The organism is Enterobacter sp. A8, from assembly GCF_004296595.1.
Classification (GTDB): Bacteria; Pseudomonadota; Gammaproteobacteria; order Enterobacterales; family Enterobacteriaceae; genus Enterobacter; species Enterobacter cloacae.
Map to the genome: position 1 here is coordinate 247,804 of NZ_SCMF01000002.1, position 16,446 is coordinate 264,249.

A 16,446-nucleotide genomic window follows, 5' to 3' on the forward strand; every position below is an offset into this window, starting at 1 on the left:
AGGGGTAGTTAGGTTACTGTTACGCAGATCGAACGTGATAAGGAATAGGTATGCGCAATCGCACTTTTGCGGATCTTGACCGGGTGGTGGCACTGGGTGGAGGCCATGGTCTGGGCCGGGTGATGTCCTCTTTGTCATCCCTTGGCTCAAGACTGACAGGGATAGTAACAACAACGGATAACGGCGGATCGACGGGGCGGATCCGACGCGCAGAAGGCGGCATTGCCTGGGGCGATATGCGTAACTGCCTGAACCAGTTAATTACCGAACCGAGCGTCGCCTCGGCGATGTTTGAGTACCGTTTTGGCGGTAACGGGGAACTTTCCGGGCATAACCTTGGAAATTTGATGCTTAAAGCGCTGGATCACCTGAGCGTGCGCCCGCTGGAAGCGATCAATCTCATCCGCAATCTGCTCAAAGTGGATGCGTTCCTGATCCCGATGTCTGAACAACCGGTCGATTTGATGGCCATCGACGTGGAAGGCCATGAAGTGTACGGCGAAGTAAATATTGATCAGCTTACGCTGCCGCCAAAAGAGCTGATGACTTACCCGGCCGTTCCCGCCACGCGTGAAGCAGTTGAGGCCATCGCCGAGGCGGATTTGATCCTGATTGGCCCGGGCAGTTTTTACACCAGCCTGATGCCGATTTTACTGGTGAAAGAGCTGGCGCAGGCCCTGCGCAGAACGCCCGCCCCGATGGTGTACATCGGTAATTTAGGCCGTGAATTGAGTCCGGCTGCGGCCAGCCTGTCCCTGGCGGATAAACTGGAACTGATGGAGCAGTACGTCGGTAAAAAAATCATCGATGGTGTCGTGGTCGGGCCGAAAGTGGATGTGTCGGGTATTGGCGATCGCGTGGTGGTGCAGGAGCCGCTGGAGGCCAGCGATATCAAATACCGTCATGACCGTCACTTGTTGCGTGACGCGCTGGAGAAGGCGATTCAGGAGTTGGGTTAGGCTCGTTTTGTGCGGCCTGATGCCCTCATCCTGGCCCTCTCCAGGGAGAGGGCGAAAACACGCTGCTTTACCTAAGATGCGGCGATGAAAAGATCCCGCAGCTGATGCAGCTGGTCGCGAATTTGCGCTGCCTCTTCGAACTCCAGGTTCTGGGCGTGCTGCATCATCTGCGCTTCCAGCTCGTGGATTTTCTGCTGCAGCGCTTTCGGCGTCAGCGCGACGGTATCTTCCTCCACCATGGAACGCGCCTTGCCGCGTCCTTTCGCTTTGGTCTTCGCAATGTTCTGACCCAGGGCCAGAATATCCACCACCTTCTTGTTCAGACCCTGCGGCGTAATGCCATGCTCTTCGTTGTAGCGCTGCTGTTTCTCGCGACGGCGTTCCGTTTCGCCAATCGCTTTCGCCATCGACGGGGTGATTTTATCGCCGTAGAGAATCGCTTTACCGTTGACGTTACGCGCGGCGCGGCCAATGGTCTGGATCAGCGAGCGCTCTGAACGCAGGAAGCCCTCTTTGTCGGCGTCGAGGATTGCCACCAGCGAGACTTCCGGCATATCCAGACCCTCTCGCAACAGGTTGATCCCCACCAGCACGTCAAACTCGCCCAGACGCAGGTCGCGGATAATTTCCATACGCTCCACGGTATCGATATCCGAGTGCAGATAACGCACCTTCTCGCCGTGTTCTTCCAGATATTCGGTCAGGTCTTCCGCCATACGTTTGGTCAACGTGGTGACCAGCACGCGCTCGTTGATTGCCGAACGGGCGCGGATCTCGGAGAGCAGATCGTCCACCTGCGTCGCAACCGGACGGACTTCGATCACCGGATCCAGCAGCCCTGTCGGACGAACCACCTGGTCAACCACCTCATCGCCCGATTTCTCCAGCTCGTAGTTGCCCGGCGTCGCCGAAACGTAAATGGTTTGCGGTGCCAGCGCTTCAAACTCTTCAAACTTCATCGGACGGTTGTCCAGCGCCGACGGCAGACGGAAGCCGTACTCAACCAGCGTCTCTTTACGCGCGCGGTCACCGCGATACATCCCGCCGATCTGCGGGATCGTGACGTGGGATTCGTCGATCACCAGTAACCCGTCCGCCGGAAGGTAGTCAAACAACGTCGGCGGCGGCTCGCCCGGCCCACGACCGGAGAGGAAACGGGAGTAGTTTTCGATGCCGGAGCAGTAGCCCAGCTCGTTCATCATCTCCAGATCGAACTGGGTACGCTGGCTCAGGCGTTGCTCTTCCAGCAGTTTATTGTTCGCCAGCAGCACCTTACGGCGTTCCGCCAGCTCCTCTTTGATCTCTTCCATCGCCTGCACAATACGCTCGCGTGGCGTTACGTAGTGCGTTTTCGGGTAGATGGTGTAACGCTGAATAACGGACTCGACGTGGCCGGTGAGCGGGTCGAACAGCGACAGGCGTTCCACCTCTTCGTCAAACAGCTCAACGCGCAGGGCAATGTCGTCCGATTCCGCCGGGAAGATGTCGATAACCTCGCCGCGCACGCGGAACGTACCGCGCTGGAACGCCTGGTCGTTACGGGTGTACTGCAGCTCCGCCAGTCGGCGCAAAATCGCGCGCTGATCGATGATCATCCCCTGCGTCAGGTGCAGCATCATCTTGAGGTAGAGATCCGGGTCGCCCAGACCGTAGATGGCAGACACCGATGCGACCACCACCACATCACGACGCTCCAGCAGCGCCTTCGTCGCCGAGAGACGCATCTGCTCAATGTGTTCGTTCACCGAGGCATCTTTCTCGATGAAAGTGTCAGAGCTCGGCACATAGGCTTCTGGCTGGTAGTAATCGTAATACGAGACGAAATACTCCACGGCATTCTCCGGGAAGAACTCTTTCATCTCGCCATACAGCTGCGCCGCCAGCGTTTTGTTGGGCGCCAGCACCATGGTGGGGCGTTGCAGATCCGCAATGACGTTGGCGATGGTGAAGGTTTTACCCGAACCGGTCACCCCCAGCAGCGTTTGGTGTGCCAGCCCATCTTCCAGCCCCTCTTCAAGACGACGGATCGCCTCAGGCTGGTCGCCAGAAGGACGGAAAGCAGAATTCAGTTTGAACGGTTTACTCATGGGCGACAACCTGGTGATGTAAAAAGCGGCAGGTGAGTAATTTTACTCGTTGTGGCCAGGAATGCCAGTAAAAAACACTGGATGTAAAACCAGTAGCGTGTCACGATATTTAGCATAGCACCCGAAGGATTAGCGTATTCCCGGTCAAAATTTCGACTGAGACGACATAAAACACCAGCCCTACCCGGTTATCCCCAGAACATTTTCATTTTTAACATTTGTCAAGCCAGGTAATGGTAGTTTTATGGTAACCGGTGACACTTTTATGACGGCAATTGATTTTATCTAACCAGTTAAATCTTAAAGGATATTTTCCAGAGCCGCGTTTCGCGTCAATTTGGGCGTAACCCGCGTCTTCTCTCGCTTATCGCGTGTTTTCTAACTCTAATGCACATGGTTATCCACAGGAATAGTGGATAACTGCGTCCAGCCCATACAGACTGCCGCTCAGCAAATTCCCGGTTTTTCCCACGAGGCGGTGACAAAAAATTTTTATCGCTAATTTTTGCCAATCAACCGTTGCGTTATTCATAACCAACCAATGAGATCTTGCTCACAATTCAGCCATTTCAGTCCCTGCACCACCGCTAACAGTTCTGGCACTGAGACAGTGCAATCCGCTTATCGATCCGTCGTTTTGCGACGGCATTATCCTAAAAAAGCCTCTTTTTTAATCAGTTCAACGGTTCTGGCAGGAGATTTGCAGATTCATTAACGAGCCTCACCCACATACATTTTTAAGGAGAGAAAGATGTTGAGTCTGCGTGCAGTCAATCAGTTTTACGGAAACCAACATACGCTATGGAATGTCGATTTGGATTTACCGCAGGGCTTATGCACAGGGGTGATTGGCCTGCCCGGCATGGGAAAAACCACCCTCATCAACTGCATCACCGGCGCGTTACCGGTGCAGAGCGGAACCATCGTCTGGCACGAAGCCGGTGCCCCGCCCTGTGATTTACTGCGTCAGGCACCGGATCAACGCGCGCTGCCGGGGATTGGCTACGTGCCTCAGGACCGACGGATTTTTTCGCAACTGACCATTGAGGAAAACTTGCACATCGCCATGCGGGCGACAGGGGCAACGGACACGCGTGCAAAAAGCGATGTCTATGACCTGTTCCCGCAGCTGTGGGCGCTGCGACAAATTCGGGCGAACGGGCTCTCCCCGGACGATCAGTATCAGCTGGCGCTGGCTAACGCGCTGGTCAACCGACCGCGGGTATTGATTCTGGATGAGCCGCTGCAGGGCGCAGGGTACAGCTTTGCTCAGAAGCTGGGCCATCTGCTGGCGAGGCTTAATCGTGAGCTGGGGATGACGGTGTTATTAGCCGAGCAGCAACTGTCGTTTATCCGCCGGGTAGTGGATCGCTTCTGTATGCTGTATCGCGGGCGTAACGTGGCCCAGGGCCACGTTACCGAGCTGGATGACGAGCTTATTGCCCACTGGATGTCGCGGGAAGCAAGGCACTGAGGTCGAGGTAATGTCCGGTGTCGGCGTGCTCAGCACCGTCCGCAAGCCATGGGATCTCCCCAAGGAACGGCGCGGGAAGCACTCGCCTGAGCGTGGCCAGATACTCCTGGTGACGCTTACCGGGTGCGACCACGTCGTTGGCTATCCAGCCCGCCAGACGCAGCCCGGCCTGCTGAACGGCCTGTGCCGTTAACATGGCGTGGTTGATACAGCCGAGCTTCACCCCGACCACGAGGATCACCGGAAGCTGCTCACGCTGGACCCAGTCCGCAAACGTCAGTTCGTCCGACAGCGGCGTAAACCAGCCCCCTGCGCCTTCCACCAGTACCCAGTCAGCCTGGCGTTCCAGTGCGCGCAGGCCGTCCGAGAGCACGGAAAACGCGATGGGGCGACCTTCGTCGGCGCTGATAATGTGCGGCGACGTCGGCTCGGCAAAGGTATAAGGATTCACCGCCGCATAGTCCAGCGGCAGCGTGCTGTTACGCTGCAGCGCCAGCGCGTCGGTGTTGCGTAACCCCTGTGCCGTCATCTCACTTCCGGAGGCGACGGGCTTGTACCCGGCGGTGGTTTTGCCCTGCAGACGAGCCGCCTGCAACAGCGCGGAACTGGCCACCGTTTTACCCACTTCGGTATCCGTTCCGGTGACAAAATAACGTTCAGTCACGTTCGATAATCCCATGAAAGAGTTGATAAGAGAGCGGGAAAGTGCCCCGCCGCTGCGGCCAGGCCAGCTCCAGGCGCTGCAATTGCCCGCGCGTGAGCGGTTTTCTCTCGCGCCCGGCATGCAGATGCGTAGCGCCAATGCCCTTCAGCGAGCGCATGGCGCTGAACGCATCGCTAAAGTTCAGCGTGATGGTCTGCACCTGGCTTTGATAGCGCCAGCCCGTCAGCGCGTCCGTCACCTGGTCATACGCTAAAAAGCGGTTGGCGTGCGGCTGTTCGTCTACCGCTTTCCATGCCTGATTCAGCTCGGGCAGCGAGCTTTCCAGCAGGGTGGTAAAGGCCACCTTTCCGCCCGGACGCGCCACGCGATACAGCTCGTTTAACGCCTGCGAAAGGCTACTGCACCACTGTACCGCCAGGTGACTCCACACCAGATCGAACTGCGCATCCGGCAGCGGAAGCGACTCAATATCGCCAGCCAGATAGCGGTCAGCCGCCTGTTGCTGTCGCGCCTCGTCCAGCATCTGCTCAGAGAGATCGAGTGCGGTGACGTGGCTTCCGGCGTCGCGCCAGTAGCGGCTGTTACCGCCGGGGCCGCATCCGGCATCCAGTACGTACCGGAAACGACGCGCACCGAGTAGCTCAAGCAGCCCCTGAGCGCTCTGACGCTGAAGCTCATCATGCTGCGAATAACTGCGTGCAGCCCGGCCAAACGCCGCCGCAATGGCCTGTTTATTGACTGGCGACATGGAGAGCCTCCAGCAGCGCATCGATATCTTCCGCTTTGTGCGCCGCCGTCAGCGTCAAACGCAGACGCGCCGTACCCGGCGGCACGGTGGGCGGACGGATGGCCGTGACCCACATTCCCCGTTCGCGCAGCGTCTGTGCCAGCGCGAGCGCACGGTTGTTTTCCCCCACGATAACGGGCTGGATGGCGCTCTGCGAATCGGTGCTTTGGAAAGGAAGCCGATCCAGACCCTGACGGAAACGCTGAATATGTTCTGCCAGACGCGCGCGCCGTTCAGCCCCCTCTTCACCGCGGATCACCTCCAGCGAGGCAGAGAGCGCCACCGCCTGCGCAGGCGGCATACTGGTGCTGTAAATCAGATGTCGGGCGAACTGCAGCAGATAATCGGCGACGGACTCGCTGCACAGCACGGCGGCCCCGCTCACGCCAACGCCTTTGCCAAAGGTGACGATCAGCAGTTCCGGCTTCACGCCCTGCTGACTGGCGCTACCGCGACCGTCCTCACCCATCACGCCAATACCGTGGGCATCATCCACCAGCAGCCAGGCGTTTTGCTGTTTCGCAACGTCAGACAGCGCAAGAAGCGGCGCGCTGTCGCCATCCATGCTAAACACCCCTTCCGTCACCACCAGCTGTTGTCCGGCACAGGGTTTATCCAGCAGCGTGGCGAGCGAAAGCGCATCGTTGTGGGCAAAGCGCCGCAGCTGTGCCGGGCTGAGACTCGCCGCCTCCAGCAAAGAGGCGTGGCTTAAGCGGTCCGCGGCGATACGATCGTCCTTGCCCATCAGCGCGGCAATCACCGCCTGATTGGCGGCAAAGCCGGAGATGAACAGCAGCGCGCGCGGATAGCCCAGCCAGTCGGCAAGCGTCTCTTCCAGCGCCTGATGCGCTGTCGAATAGCCGCTGACGTGCCCCGACCCCCCGCTGCCCACGCCGTAGTGTTCCGCCCCCTGCTGCCAGGCGCGGACAATCGCCGGATGCTGGCTCAGGCCGAGATAATCATTGCTGGAAAAATTACAGTACTGCCGCCGGGCGTGGGTCAGAAAACGGCCTGCACCGTTTTCCACTACCCTGCGAACGCGAAAAGCATCCCGCGCCCGGCGCTCTTCCAGCGCGGATTGAATACGAGCCTGCCAGGTCATACGGATGCCGCGTTGTAGAACTGTTCGGTATCGGCGTTGAAAATCTGCTGCTCCAGCTGCTGCTGTTGCTCGTTATCTCCCGCCAGCACCTCGGTCTGATGCGGGTTCAGCCCCAGCTTGCGGAACAGCTGGACGTCTTTGTCCTCTTCCGGGTTCGGCGTGGTCAGCAGCTTGCAGCCGTAGAAGATGGAGTTAGCGCCAGCCATAAAGCACATCGCCTGCGTCTGCTCGTTCATCTGTTCGCGACCGGCAGAAAGGCGGACGTATGAGGTTGGCATCATGATGCGCGCGACCGCGATGGTGCGGATAAAATCAAACGCATCGACATCCTCGTTATCCGCCAGTGGCGTGCCTTTGACCTTCACCAGCATGTTGATTGGCACGCTTTCCGGCGGGGTCGGCAGGTTCGCCAGTTGCAGCAGCAGACCGGCGCGATCTTTCACCGTTTCGCCCAGCCCCACAATCCCGCCCGAGCACACTTTGATGCCCGCTTCGCGCACTTTGTCCAGCGTATCCAGACGCTCCTGATAGGTACGGGTGGTAATGATGTTGCCGTAAAACTCTGGTGAGGTGTCGAGGTTGTGGTTGTAATAATCCAGCCCTGCAGCAGACAGGCGCTGCGCCTGCTCTTCGTTCAGCGTGCCGAGGGTCATACAGGCTTCCAGCCCCATCTCTTTGACCCCTTTTACCATCTGCTCCAGGTACGGCATGTCGCGATCGTGTGGGTTTTTCCATGCCGCCCCCATGCAGAAACGGGTAGAGCCCGCGTTTTTCGCCTTACGCGCGGAGTCGAGCACCTGCTCCACTTCCATCAGACGTTCAGATTCCAGCCCGGTTTTATAGCGCGCGCTCTGCGGGCAATATTTGCAATCTTCCGGGCAGGCACCGGTCTTGATCGACAGCAGCGTACTGACCTGAACATGGCGCGGATCGAAGTGCTGACGATGCACCTGTTGGGCTTCGAACATCAGCTCCAGGAAAGGTTTATTGAATAATTCAGTGACTTGCGACATCGTCCAGCGTGCGTGGTGAGCCATGGGGCTTCTCCAAAGGGTTTTGTTAATTTTCGGTTCGGTTTATACTCGTAAACCTAAAACTTTTCAAAATGGTTTACAAGTCGATTATGACCCAGGACGATCTCGCCTTCGACCAGCAGCATATCTGGCACCCTTACACCTCCATGACCCGCCCGCTTCCGGTCTACCCGGTGGCCTCGGCCCACGGCTGCGAACTGCACCTTGCCAGCGGCGAGCCGCTTGTTGACGGTATGTCATCCTGGTGGGCGGCCATTCACGGGTACAACCACCCGCGTCTGAATGCCGCGATGAAAGCGCAGATTGAGCAGATGTCGCACGTGATGTTTGGCGGCATTACCCATCAACCGGCGGTTGATCTCTGCCGTCGTCTGGTGGCGATGACGCCCGATGCGCTGGAGTGCGTATTCCTTGCCGACTCCGGCTCGGTGGCGGTGGAAGTGGCGATGAAAATGGCGCTGCAGTACTGGCATGCCAGGGGGGAATCCCGTCAGCGATTCCTGACCTTCCGCAACGGCTACCACGGCGATACCTTTGGCGCGATGTCGGTGTGCGATCCGGATAACTCCATGCACAGCCTGTGGAAGGGGTACCTGCCGGAAAACCTGTTTGCCCCGGCCCCGCAGAGCCGTTTCGACGGCGAGTGGAATGAAATGGACATGGCCGGCTTTGCGCGGCTGATGGCTGCCCACCGCCATGAGATTGCCGCCGTGATCCTCGAACCGATTGTTCAGGGTGCTGGTGGGATGCGCATGTACCATCCCGAGTGGTTAAAACGCATTCGTAAAATGTGTGACCGCGAGGGCATCCTGCTGATTGCCGATGAGATCGCCACCGGATTTGGCCGCACGGGTAAGCTGTTTGCCTGCGAACATGCGAATATCACACCGGATATCCTGTGCCTGGGGAAAGCGCTGACCGGTGGCACCATGACGCTCTCCGCCACCCTCACTACCCGTCAGGTGGCCGACACCATCAGCGACGGCGAAGCGGGCTGCTTTATGCATGGCCCGACCTTTATGGGTAATCCGCTGGCCTGCGCGGTGGCAAACGAAAGTCTCGCGCTCCTGCAAAACGGCGAGTGGCAAACGCAGGTTGCGGCGATTGAGGCGCAGCTGAAAGAAGAGCTGAGCGCCGCCTCGGGGGCGAACTTCGTGGCGGACGTGCGCGTGCTGGGTGCCATCGGCGTGATTGAGACCACCCATCCGGTGAATATGGCGGCATTGCAGCGCTTCTTTGTAGAGCGGGGGGTCTGGGTGCGGCCTTTCGGCAAACTTATCTACCTGATGCCACCGTATATCATCACGGCTGAACAGCTACGCACGTTAACCGCCGCGGTGGTTGAAGCCGTTAACATTCCGGCGCATTTCACGATTTGACCCTATGCGTTACACTTCCTGAACGAGTGAATAACGAGGGCAAACCGTATGAAAATCATCAGTAAAGATCTGCGCGACGGCGAAAAACTGCCAGAACGCCACGTCTTCAACGGGATGGGGTATCAGGGAGATAATATCTCTCCGCACCTGGCATGGGACGATGTGCCGGCGGGTACTAAAAGCTTTGTGGTCACCTGCTACGACCCGGATGCGCCAACCGGCTCCGGCTGGTGGCACTGGGTTGTGGCTAACCTGCCCGCCGATACGCGCGTTCTGCCGCAGGGTTCCGGCTCCGACCTGGTCGCCCTGCCGGAAGGCGCCATTCAGACGCGCACCGATTTTGGGAAAGCCGGTTACGGTGGCGCAGCGCCGCCAAAAGGAGAAACGCACCGCTATATCTTCACGGTTCACGCGCTGGATGTAGAGAAGATTGAGGTCGACGAAGGGGCGAGCGGCGCGATGGTAGGGTTTAACGTGCATTTCCATTCGCTGGAGAGCGCGTCGATTACGGCGATGTATTCGTAAAAAAAAGCCGGGTGGCGGCTACGCCTTACCCGGCCTACATTTCGGATTCGTAGGCCCGGTAAGCGCAGCGCCACCGGGCAAAAAAATCACAGCACCGAAGGCAGCAACCCCACCAGACGCCCCTCTTCCAGAAGCTGCATCGCCTTATCAATATCCGGCGCAAAGAAGCGGTCATCATCGTAATGCGTTACGTGCTCACGCAGCACATGACGTGCCTGTTCCAGCTGCGAGCTGGACTTCAGCCCTTCACGCAGATCGATCCCCTGACACGCCGCCAGCCATTCCACCGCCAGCACGCCACGGGTATTGGCGGCCATCTCCCACAGACGACGTCCGGCTGCCGGAGCCATTGAGACGTGGTCTTCCTGGTTGGCAGAGGTTGGCAGGCTGTCCACGCTGTGCGGATGCGACAGCGCTTTGTTTTCGCTCGCCAGCGCTGCGGCCGTCACCTGGGCAATCATAAAGCCTGAATTCACCCCGCCGTTGCGCACCAGGAACGGTGGCAGCTGGGACATATGCTTATCCATCATCAGCGCAATTCGCCGCTCGGACAAGGCGCCCACTTCGGCAATCGCCAGCGCGATGTTATCCGCCGCCATCGCCACGGGCTCGGCGTGGAAGTTACCACCGGAGACCACCTCGTTTTCCTGGGCGAACACCAGCGGGTTATCGGACACCGCGTTGGCTTCCACCAGCAGCACTTCTGCGGCCTGGCGCAGCTGCGTCAGACACGCGCCCATCACCTGCGGCTGACAGCGCAGCGAGTACGGATCCTGTACCTTGTCACAGTTATGGTGCGAATCAGCAATCTCACTGGTCTCCGTCAGCAGATGGCGATACATCGCGGCAGCGTCAATTTGCCCGCGCTGGCCACGTACGTCATGAATACGCGCGTCAAACGGACGACGCGAGCCCAGCACCGCCTCCGTGGTCAGCGCACCGCACACCACGGCCGAGGCGAACAGATCTTCGGCTTCAAACAGACCGCGCAGCGCAAAGGCCGTGGAGGCCTGCGTGCCGTTAAGCAGCGCCAGCCCCTCTTTTGCCGCAAGGGTGATTGGCGCTAATCCGGCCTTTTTCAGCGCCTCTTTTGCCGGGAGCCACTCTCCCTGCCAGCGCGCCTGGCCCTCCCCCAACAACAGCAGCGACATATGCGCCAGCGGGGCGAGATCGCCGGAGGCGCCAACGGAGCCTTTGGCGGGGATCCACGGATAGACTTCCGCGTTCACCAGCGCTATCAGGGCCTGGATCACGCTCAGACGAATGCCGGAAAAGCCGCGCGCCAGACTGTTAATTTTGAGCACCATCATCAGACGGACAATCTCGTCGTCCAGCGGCTGGCCAACGCCTGCGGCATGGGAAAGCACCAGCGAACGCTGGAGATTTTCCAGATCGTGCGTGGCAATGCGCGTCTGCGCCAGCAGACCAAAACCGGTGTTGATACCGTAGGCGGTACGCCCCTCGGCAATAATGGCTTCAACGCAGGCCACGCTGTCGTTAATGGCGGCATGGGCGCTTTCATTCAGCGAGAGCGTGACCGGCTGACGCCAGACGTGACGCAGCTGTTTGAGCGTGAGCGAGCCGGGAGTGAGTGTTAACGCGTTCATTCATGCTTTCCTTGTGTGGCAGGGATCATCGGCAGGTTAAGTCCCTGCTCTGTGGCACATTCAATAGCAATCTCGTAACCCGCATCTGCGTGACGCATCACGCCGGTTGCCGGGTCGTTGTGCAGCACGCGTGCGATACGCGCGGCGGCTTCATCCGTTCCGTCACAGACGATAACCATCCCGGAATGCTGGGAGAAGCCCATCCCCACGCCGCCACCGTGGTGCAGCGATACCCAGGTCGCGCCGCTGGCGGTGTTGAGTAAGGCATTCAGCAGCGGCCAGTCGGAGACCGCGTCTGAGCCGTCGCGCATGGCTTCGGTTTCACGGTTCGGGCTGGCGACGGAGCCAGAATCCAGATGGTCGCGACCAATCACAATCGGGGCTGACACTTCGCCGCTGCGCACCATTTCGTTAAAAGCCAGACCCAGCTTTTGCCGCCACGCCAGCCCGACCCAGCAGATACGCGCCGGCAAGCCCTGGAAGTTAATGCGCTCGCGGGCCATATCCAGCCAGTGGTGCAGGTGTTCATCGTCCGCGACAATTTCCTTCACTTTGGCATCGGTTTTGTAGATATCTTCCGGGTCTCCGGACAGGGCCACCCAGCGGAACGGACCGATACCGCGACAGAACAACGGACGAATATAGGCTGGGACAAATCCCGGGAAATCAAAGGCGTTGCTGACGCCCATCTCTTTTGCCATCTGGCGGATGTTGTTGCCGTAATCGAAGGTCGGAATGCCCATCTCGCTGAACGCCAGCATGGCGGAGACGTGTTCTGCCATCGAACGCTTAGCGGCCAGTACCGTGCCTTCAGGATCGGTTTCGGCTTTTTGCTGGTAGGCTTCCCACGTCCAGCCTTTTGGCAGATAGCCGTGCAGCGGATCGTGGGCGCTGGTCTGGTCGGTGACGAGGTCAGGGCGAACGCCACGGGCCACGAGTTCCGGCAGGATCTCTGCCGCGTTGCCGCACAACGCTATCGATACCGCTTTACCTTCCGCGGTATATTTTTTGATACGCGCCAGCGCGTCATCGAGGCTGTCGGCCTGTTCGTCAACATAGCGGGTACGCAGACGGAAATCGATGCGGCTCTGCTGGCACTCAATGTTCAGCGAGCAGGCGCCAGCCAGCGTCGCGGCCAGCGGCTGTGCACCGCCCATGCCACCCAGACCCGCGGTCAGTACCCAGCGGCCTTTCAGCGAGCCGTTGTAGTGTTGACGACCGGCTTCGACGAAGGTTTCATAGGTGCCCTGCACAATCCCCTGGCTGCCAATGTAGATCCAGCTACCCGCGGTCATCTGGCCATACATCGCCAGCCCTTTGGCATCCAGTTCGTTAAAGTGTTCCCAGGTCGCCCAGTGTGGGACCAGGTTAGAGTTGGCAATCAAAACGCGCGGCGCGTTTTTGTGGGTTTTAAACACGCCGACCGGCTTGCCGGATTGCACCAGCAGGGTTTCGTCGTGTTCCAGTTCGGTCAGGGCCTTAACAATGGCGTCATAGCATTCCCAGTTGCGCGCGGCGCGGCCAATGCCGCCGTACACCACCAGCTCGTGGGGGTTTTCCGCAACCTCAGGATCAAGGTTGTTCATCAACATGCGCAGTGGTGCTTCGGTGAGCCAGCTTTTGGCGGTAAGGGTGGTGCCGCGCGCGGCGCGGACATCCTGCTGACGGTATTTACCTGACGACATTGTGTGCTCCTCATACGGGACAGATGATGCATTTAGATATACTTGTATAGACAAGCACACACAAGGTCGGATTTAACAAAAAAGATACAATTTTGTTATATTGCGTTAGCTATCACGCTTTTAAAACTTATGACATAAAGTGGCCCTGCAACCGATAGCGGCTACCGGGGAACAGCAGTCTTGCATGCGACACAATCTGCGCGGATGACCAGGTGCGGCGGCGGATCAGCAGGCAGGGATCGTGCTCTTTGATACGCAGCAGCTCGCACTCCTGCGGCGTCGCGCGCACCGCTTCCACAATGTGCTCCCCTTCCGTCAGCGGTGCGACAAGCGAGAGAAAGGCATGCGGCGTGGTTTGAGTGTAATCCTGGTCCAGATAGTCCGGTATCCGTTCGGCGTTTACGCAGCGATCCTCAATCTGCACCGGCACGTCATTTTCGAAATGCACCATTACGGAATGGAAGATCCGGGTTCCCTCCTTGACGTTCAGTACCGCAGCCTGTTCGGCGCTGGCCTGCGTCTCTTCAAGCACCAGCACTTCGCAGTGGTGCTGATGGTTTCGCGACGCTATCTCGTCCGCAATGCTGCGGATTTCAAACAGCGCCGATTGTCCTTTTGGCTCCGCCACAAACGTCCCGACCCCCTGCAGACGCACCAGCAGGCCTTCGTCGGTTAGCTCGCGTAACGCCCGGTTGATGGTCATCCGGCTAAAACCAAACTGCGCCACCAGATCGGCTTCAGAGGGAATGCGGTCATGCGGCCGCCAGACGCCGGTGGCGATTTTTTCGCTGATCGTCTGCTTCACCTTTTCGTAGAAAGGCGCGGGAGAGCCGGACGGCGGCTGAGGTGAGCGTGAGAACATCGTGACTCCTTAAATGTTGTTATGCCCACCAGTGAGCAATTTGCCAGGCCAGACGGGCGGCAAGCTTCGCCCCCTGTCCGTCCCGATCGTAGTGAGGGTTAAATTCTACCAGATCGGCGGCCTGCAGTTTTCCGCTACGGCAAATGCGCTCGATCGCGGGCAGGAGATCCCGCGCAGGCACGCCTAACGCCGCGGGGGCTGACACGGCGGGCATCTCGGCTGCGGGCAGAACGTCCAGATCAATGGTGAGGTAAACACGATCGGCCTGCGCCAGCACCTGTTCCAGGGCTGTTAGCGCATCCCGGTGGAAATGCAGATCGTCCACCAGCGTGGCGTTAAGCCGTTCAGCCTCGTCAAACAGCGCCTGGGTGTTCGCCGCGCGGCTGACGCCAAAACAGGCGTACTGAAATTCCCGCGCATGGTCAGCACAGTAGTTCGCCAGCTGACGAAACGGGGTGCCGGAGGTGGCCCGTTCGGCCTTGCGCAAATCAAGATGCGCATCCAGGTTGATGACCGCCACGCGCTCATTCGGGAACGCCTCAAGGATACCACGGCCGTGGGCCCAGGCGGTCTCGTGTCCGCCGCCCAACACCAGCGTACGCATGCCAGCCTGCTGACAGGTGACCACGGCATCGCTCAGTGCCTGTTGTCCCTCTTCCAGTTGGTCATCCTCAACGTAAACCGACCCCATGTCCACCAGCCGTTCGTGGCCGGAATGCGTTGCCATGTTCGCCAGCGCCTTACGCAGCACGTCGGGAGCCTGCGCCGCACCCTGCCTGCCCTGATTACGCCTTACTCCTTCATCACAGGCAAAGCCTATCAGCGCAATCGCGGATGAAACCGGGGTAAATTGCGACGGCTGGCGTATGGTCTGAAAAATACGTTTTGCGTTGCTGGCCTCGGCGCTGTCGTCGCGCCCCTGCCAGACGGTCTCTGCAACAGGCTGCCAACTCATACTGCCTCCCCCCGGAAAATGCGTTGATACAGCGGATTGCGTCCCGGCTCGTAAACCATTTCTACCGGATGGTCTGCATCCCAGACGATAAAATCAGCCATGAAACCGGCCTTTAACTGCCCGTGCGTTGTTCCACGCCCCAGCGCCTGCGCGGCATGTCGCGTGACGCCAGCCCAGGCCTCTTCAGGCGTCAGGCCAAACTGTACGCAGGCCATGTTCATGGCCAGATGAATGCTCGCGAACGGGCTGGTGCCGGGGTTGTAATCCGTGGCGACCGCCATCGGTACGCCCTGCGCCCGGAGCTGTTCAACCGGTGGACGCTGACGCTCCTGAAGAAAATAGAACGCGCCAGGCAGCAGTACCGCGACCGTGCCGCTTTGCGCCATGGCCTGAACACCCTCCTCATCCAGGTATTCGATATGATCGGCAGATAACCCTTTAAATCGGCTGACCAGCGCCGCACCGCCAAGGTTAGAAAGTTGCTCCACGTGTCCTTTCACCGGAATACCCCGTGCGCGGGCGACCAGGAAAAGCCGCTCGGTTTGTGCTGGCGTGAAGCCGACGTTTTCACAAAAAACATCCACCGCTTCGAACAGCCCTTTTTGCCACAGTTCGGGCATGATCTGCTCGCACACCAGGGTAAGGTACGCGTCTGGATCGTGGCGGTATTCCGCCGGAACCGCATGTGCCGCCAGCAGGGTTGGGCTGATCTCAACCGGATTACTCAGGCTGAGCTGGCGTGCGACCTGCAGCATTTTTTCTTCAGCCGCGGCGTTAAGACCGTAGCCGGATTTGATTTCCAGGGTGGTCACCCCTTCATTCATTAACCGCTCCAGCCGCTGCTGCGCCAGTGTAAGCAAATTTTCCGGCGAACTGTCGCGGGTTGCCAAGACGGTGGCGTTAATTCCGCCCCCCTGTGCACTGATGGACTGATAGGAGACACCGTTGAGACGCTGCTCCCACTCCGCCGCGCGATTGCCGCCAAACACCAGGTGGGTATGGCAGTCGATAAGACCCGGCGTGACCAGGCGTCCACCGAGATCGACGCATTTATCATGCCCGGAAGGGAGGTCTGCTTCAGGAATAACGGCCAGAAGGGTTTGACCGCGCACCACAAGGGCATGATGCGCTTGCAGGCCATACGATTCTTCACCAGGAACCATTGTCGCCAGTCGCGCATTTCGCCATATCACATCGTCGGGATGAAGTTGCAGCATAAGCCTTTCACTTGTCATGGGTTGTATAGACATTTATTTTCATCTGCTGGCTGCTGTCAACCGCCTTTATGAAAATGTTATTTATTTGTGACGACTTTCCCGCCCCCTG

14 protein-coding genes are annotated in these 16,446 nt (G+C 58.9%); 4 read left to right on the forward strand and 10 right to left on the reverse strand.

Features of this window, described 5'->3' with window-relative positions:
* The first annotated feature begins 50 nt into the window (after window positions 1–50).
* Window positions 51–959: a uridine diphosphate-N-acetylglucosamine-binding protein YvcK gene (gene yvcK / locus EQV24_RS09215; RefSeq protein WP_040020669.1), complete on the forward strand. Its 909-nt coding sequence runs from the start codon at window positions 51–53 to the stop codon at window positions 957–959.
* A 71-nt stretch (window positions 960–1,030) separates the two neighbouring features.
* Here the strand turns inward: yvcK and uvrB are convergent, their stop codons facing one another.
* Window positions 1,031–3,046, reverse strand: a complete 2,016-nt coding sequence (gene uvrB, locus EQV24_RS09220; RefSeq protein WP_130626490.1) for an excinuclease ABC subunit UvrB — start codon at window positions 3,044–3,046, stop codon at window positions 1,031–1,033.
* 751 nt (window positions 3,047–3,797) lie between these two features.
* Here uvrB and EQV24_RS09230 point away from each other — a divergent pair.
* The gene (locus EQV24_RS09230; protein ID WP_013097498.1) at window positions 3,798–4,520 is read left to right on the forward strand and encodes an ATP-binding cassette domain-containing protein; all 723 of its coding nucleotides are present in this window, start codon (window positions 3,798–3,800) and stop codon (window positions 4,518–4,520) included.
* Here EQV24_RS09230 and bioD read toward each other — a convergent pair.
* Genes bioD through bioB form a run of 4 tightly spaced genes read right to left on the reverse strand, consistent with a single transcriptional unit; the run spans window position 4,483 to window position 8,110 of the window.
* A complete protein-coding gene (bioD, locus tag EQV24_RS09235; RefSeq protein WP_020685271.1) occupies window positions 4,483–5,184 on the reverse strand; it encodes a dethiobiotin synthase in 702 nt (233 codons plus the stop codon). The genes EQV24_RS09230 and bioD overlap by 38 nt on opposite strands.
* A complete protein-coding gene (gene bioC / locus EQV24_RS09240; RefSeq protein WP_130626491.1) occupies window positions 5,177–5,932 on the reverse strand; it encodes a malonyl-ACP O-methyltransferase BioC in 756 nt (251 codons plus the stop codon). Before bioC ends, bioD begins: the two co-directional genes overlap by 8 nt.
* Window positions 5,916–7,073 carry an 8-amino-7-oxononanoate synthase gene (gene bioF / locus EQV24_RS09245; protein WP_058679315.1) on the reverse strand — a complete coding sequence of 386 codons (1,158 nt, stop codon included), beginning with the start codon at window positions 7,071–7,073 and terminating at the stop codon, window positions 5,916–5,918. The genes bioC and bioF overlap by 17 nt, the downstream gene beginning before the upstream one ends.
* Window positions 7,070–8,110: a biotin synthase BioB gene (gene bioB, locus EQV24_RS09250; RefSeq protein ID WP_014831141.1), complete on the reverse strand. Its 1,041-nt coding sequence runs from the start codon at window positions 8,108–8,110 to the stop codon at window positions 7,070–7,072. Before bioB ends, bioF begins: the two co-directional genes overlap by 4 nt.
* A 68-nt stretch (window positions 8,111–8,178) precedes the next feature.
* Here bioB and bioA point away from each other — a divergent pair, with 68 nt between their 5' ends.
* Both bioA and EQV24_RS09260 read left to right on the forward strand, forming a co-directional pair.
* Window positions 8,179–9,486, forward strand: a complete 1,308-nt coding sequence (bioA, locus tag EQV24_RS09255; RefSeq protein ID WP_130626492.1) for an adenosylmethionine--8-amino-7-oxononanoate transaminase — start codon at window positions 8,179–8,181, stop codon at window positions 9,484–9,486.
* A 48-nt stretch (window positions 9,487–9,534) separates the two neighbouring features.
* Window positions 9,535–10,011, forward strand: coding sequence for a kinase inhibitor (locus tag EQV24_RS09260; protein WP_013097504.1), 477 nt, complete (start codon window positions 9,535–9,537; stop codon window positions 10,009–10,011).
* A gap of 86 nt (window positions 10,012–10,097) precedes the next feature.
* Here EQV24_RS09260 and hutH read toward each other — a convergent pair whose 3' ends face one another.
* The 5 genes from hutH to hutI all read right to left on the reverse strand — a co-directional run bounded on the left by hutH (window position 10,098) and on the right by hutI (window position 16,337).
* Window positions 10,098–11,618, reverse strand: coding sequence for a histidine ammonia-lyase (hutH, locus tag EQV24_RS09265; RefSeq protein ID WP_130626493.1), 1,521 nt, complete (start codon window positions 11,616–11,618; stop codon window positions 10,098–10,100).
* On the reverse strand, window positions 11,615–13,303 hold the full coding sequence (hutU, locus tag EQV24_RS09270; RefSeq protein WP_013097506.1) for a urocanate hydratase: 1,689 nt from the start codon (window positions 13,301–13,303) through the stop codon (window positions 11,615–11,617). The genes hutH and hutU overlap by 4 nt, the downstream gene beginning before the upstream one ends.
* A gap of 127 nt (window positions 13,304–13,430) precedes the next feature.
* On the reverse strand, window positions 13,431–14,165 hold the full coding sequence (locus EQV24_RS09275) for a histidine utilization repressor (protein WP_013097507.1): 735 nt from the start codon (window positions 14,163–14,165) through the stop codon (window positions 13,431–13,433).
* Window positions 14,166–14,184: 19 nt separating this feature from the next.
* Entirely contained in the window at window positions 14,185–15,120 is a 936-nt protein-coding gene (gene hutG / locus EQV24_RS09280) for a formimidoylglutamase (RefSeq protein ID WP_130626494.1), read from the reverse strand.
* Window positions 15,117–16,337 (reverse strand): imidazolonepropionase, encoded by a 1,221-nt coding sequence (gene hutI / locus EQV24_RS09285; RefSeq protein WP_130626495.1) that lies wholly within the window; start codon window positions 16,335–16,337, stop codon window positions 15,117–15,119. Before hutI ends, hutG begins: the two co-directional genes overlap by 4 nt.
* Window positions 16,338–16,446: the final 109 nt, after the last annotated feature.

Bases quoted from the DNA above. Each gene is read 5' to 3' on its own strand.
- bioC (WP_130626491.1), bottom strand. From the start codon at position 5,932: ATGTCGCCAGTCAATAAACAGGCCATTGCGGCGGCGTTTGGCCGGGCT.
- hutG (WP_130626494.1), bottom strand. From the start codon at position 15,120: ATGAGTTGGCAGCCTGTTGCAGAGACCGTCTGGCAGGGGCGCGACGAC.
- EQV24_RS09230 (WP_013097498.1), top strand. From the start codon at position 3,798: ATGTTGAGTCTGCGTGCAGTCAATCAGTTTTACGGAAACCAACATACG.
- uvrB (WP_130626490.1), bottom strand. From the start codon at position 3,046: ATGAGTAAACCGTTCAAACTGAATTCTGCTTTCCGTCCTTCTGGCGAC.
- hutH (WP_130626493.1), bottom strand. From the start codon at position 11,618: ATGAACGCGTTAACACTCACTCCCGGCTCGCTCACGCTCAAACAGCTG.
- EQV24_RS09260 (WP_013097504.1), top strand. From the start codon at position 9,535: ATGAAAATCATCAGTAAAGATCTGCGCGACGGCGAAAAACTGCCAGAA.
- bioF (WP_058679315.1), bottom strand. From the start codon at position 7,073: ATGACCTGGCAGGCTCGTATTCAATCCGCGCTGGAAGAGCGCCGGGCG.
- hutU (WP_013097506.1), bottom strand. From the start codon at position 13,303: ATGTCGTCAGGTAAATACCGTCAGCAGGATGTCCGCGCCGCGCGCGGC.
- bioA (WP_130626492.1), top strand. From the start codon at position 8,179: ATGGTTTACAAGTCGATTATGACCCAGGACGATCTCGCCTTCGACCAG.
- hutI (WP_130626495.1), bottom strand. From the start codon at position 16,337: ATGCTGCAACTTCATCCCGACGATGTGATATGGCGAAATGCGCGACTG.
- bioB (WP_014831141.1), bottom strand. From the start codon at position 8,110: ATGGCTCACCACGCACGCTGGACGATGTCGCAAGTCACTGAATTATTC.
- yvcK (WP_040020669.1), top strand. From the start codon at position 51: ATGCGCAATCGCACTTTTGCGGATCTTGACCGGGTGGTGGCACTGGGT.
- EQV24_RS09275 (WP_013097507.1), bottom strand. From the start codon at position 14,165: ATGTTCTCACGCTCACCTCAGCCGCCGTCCGGCTCTCCCGCGCCTTTC.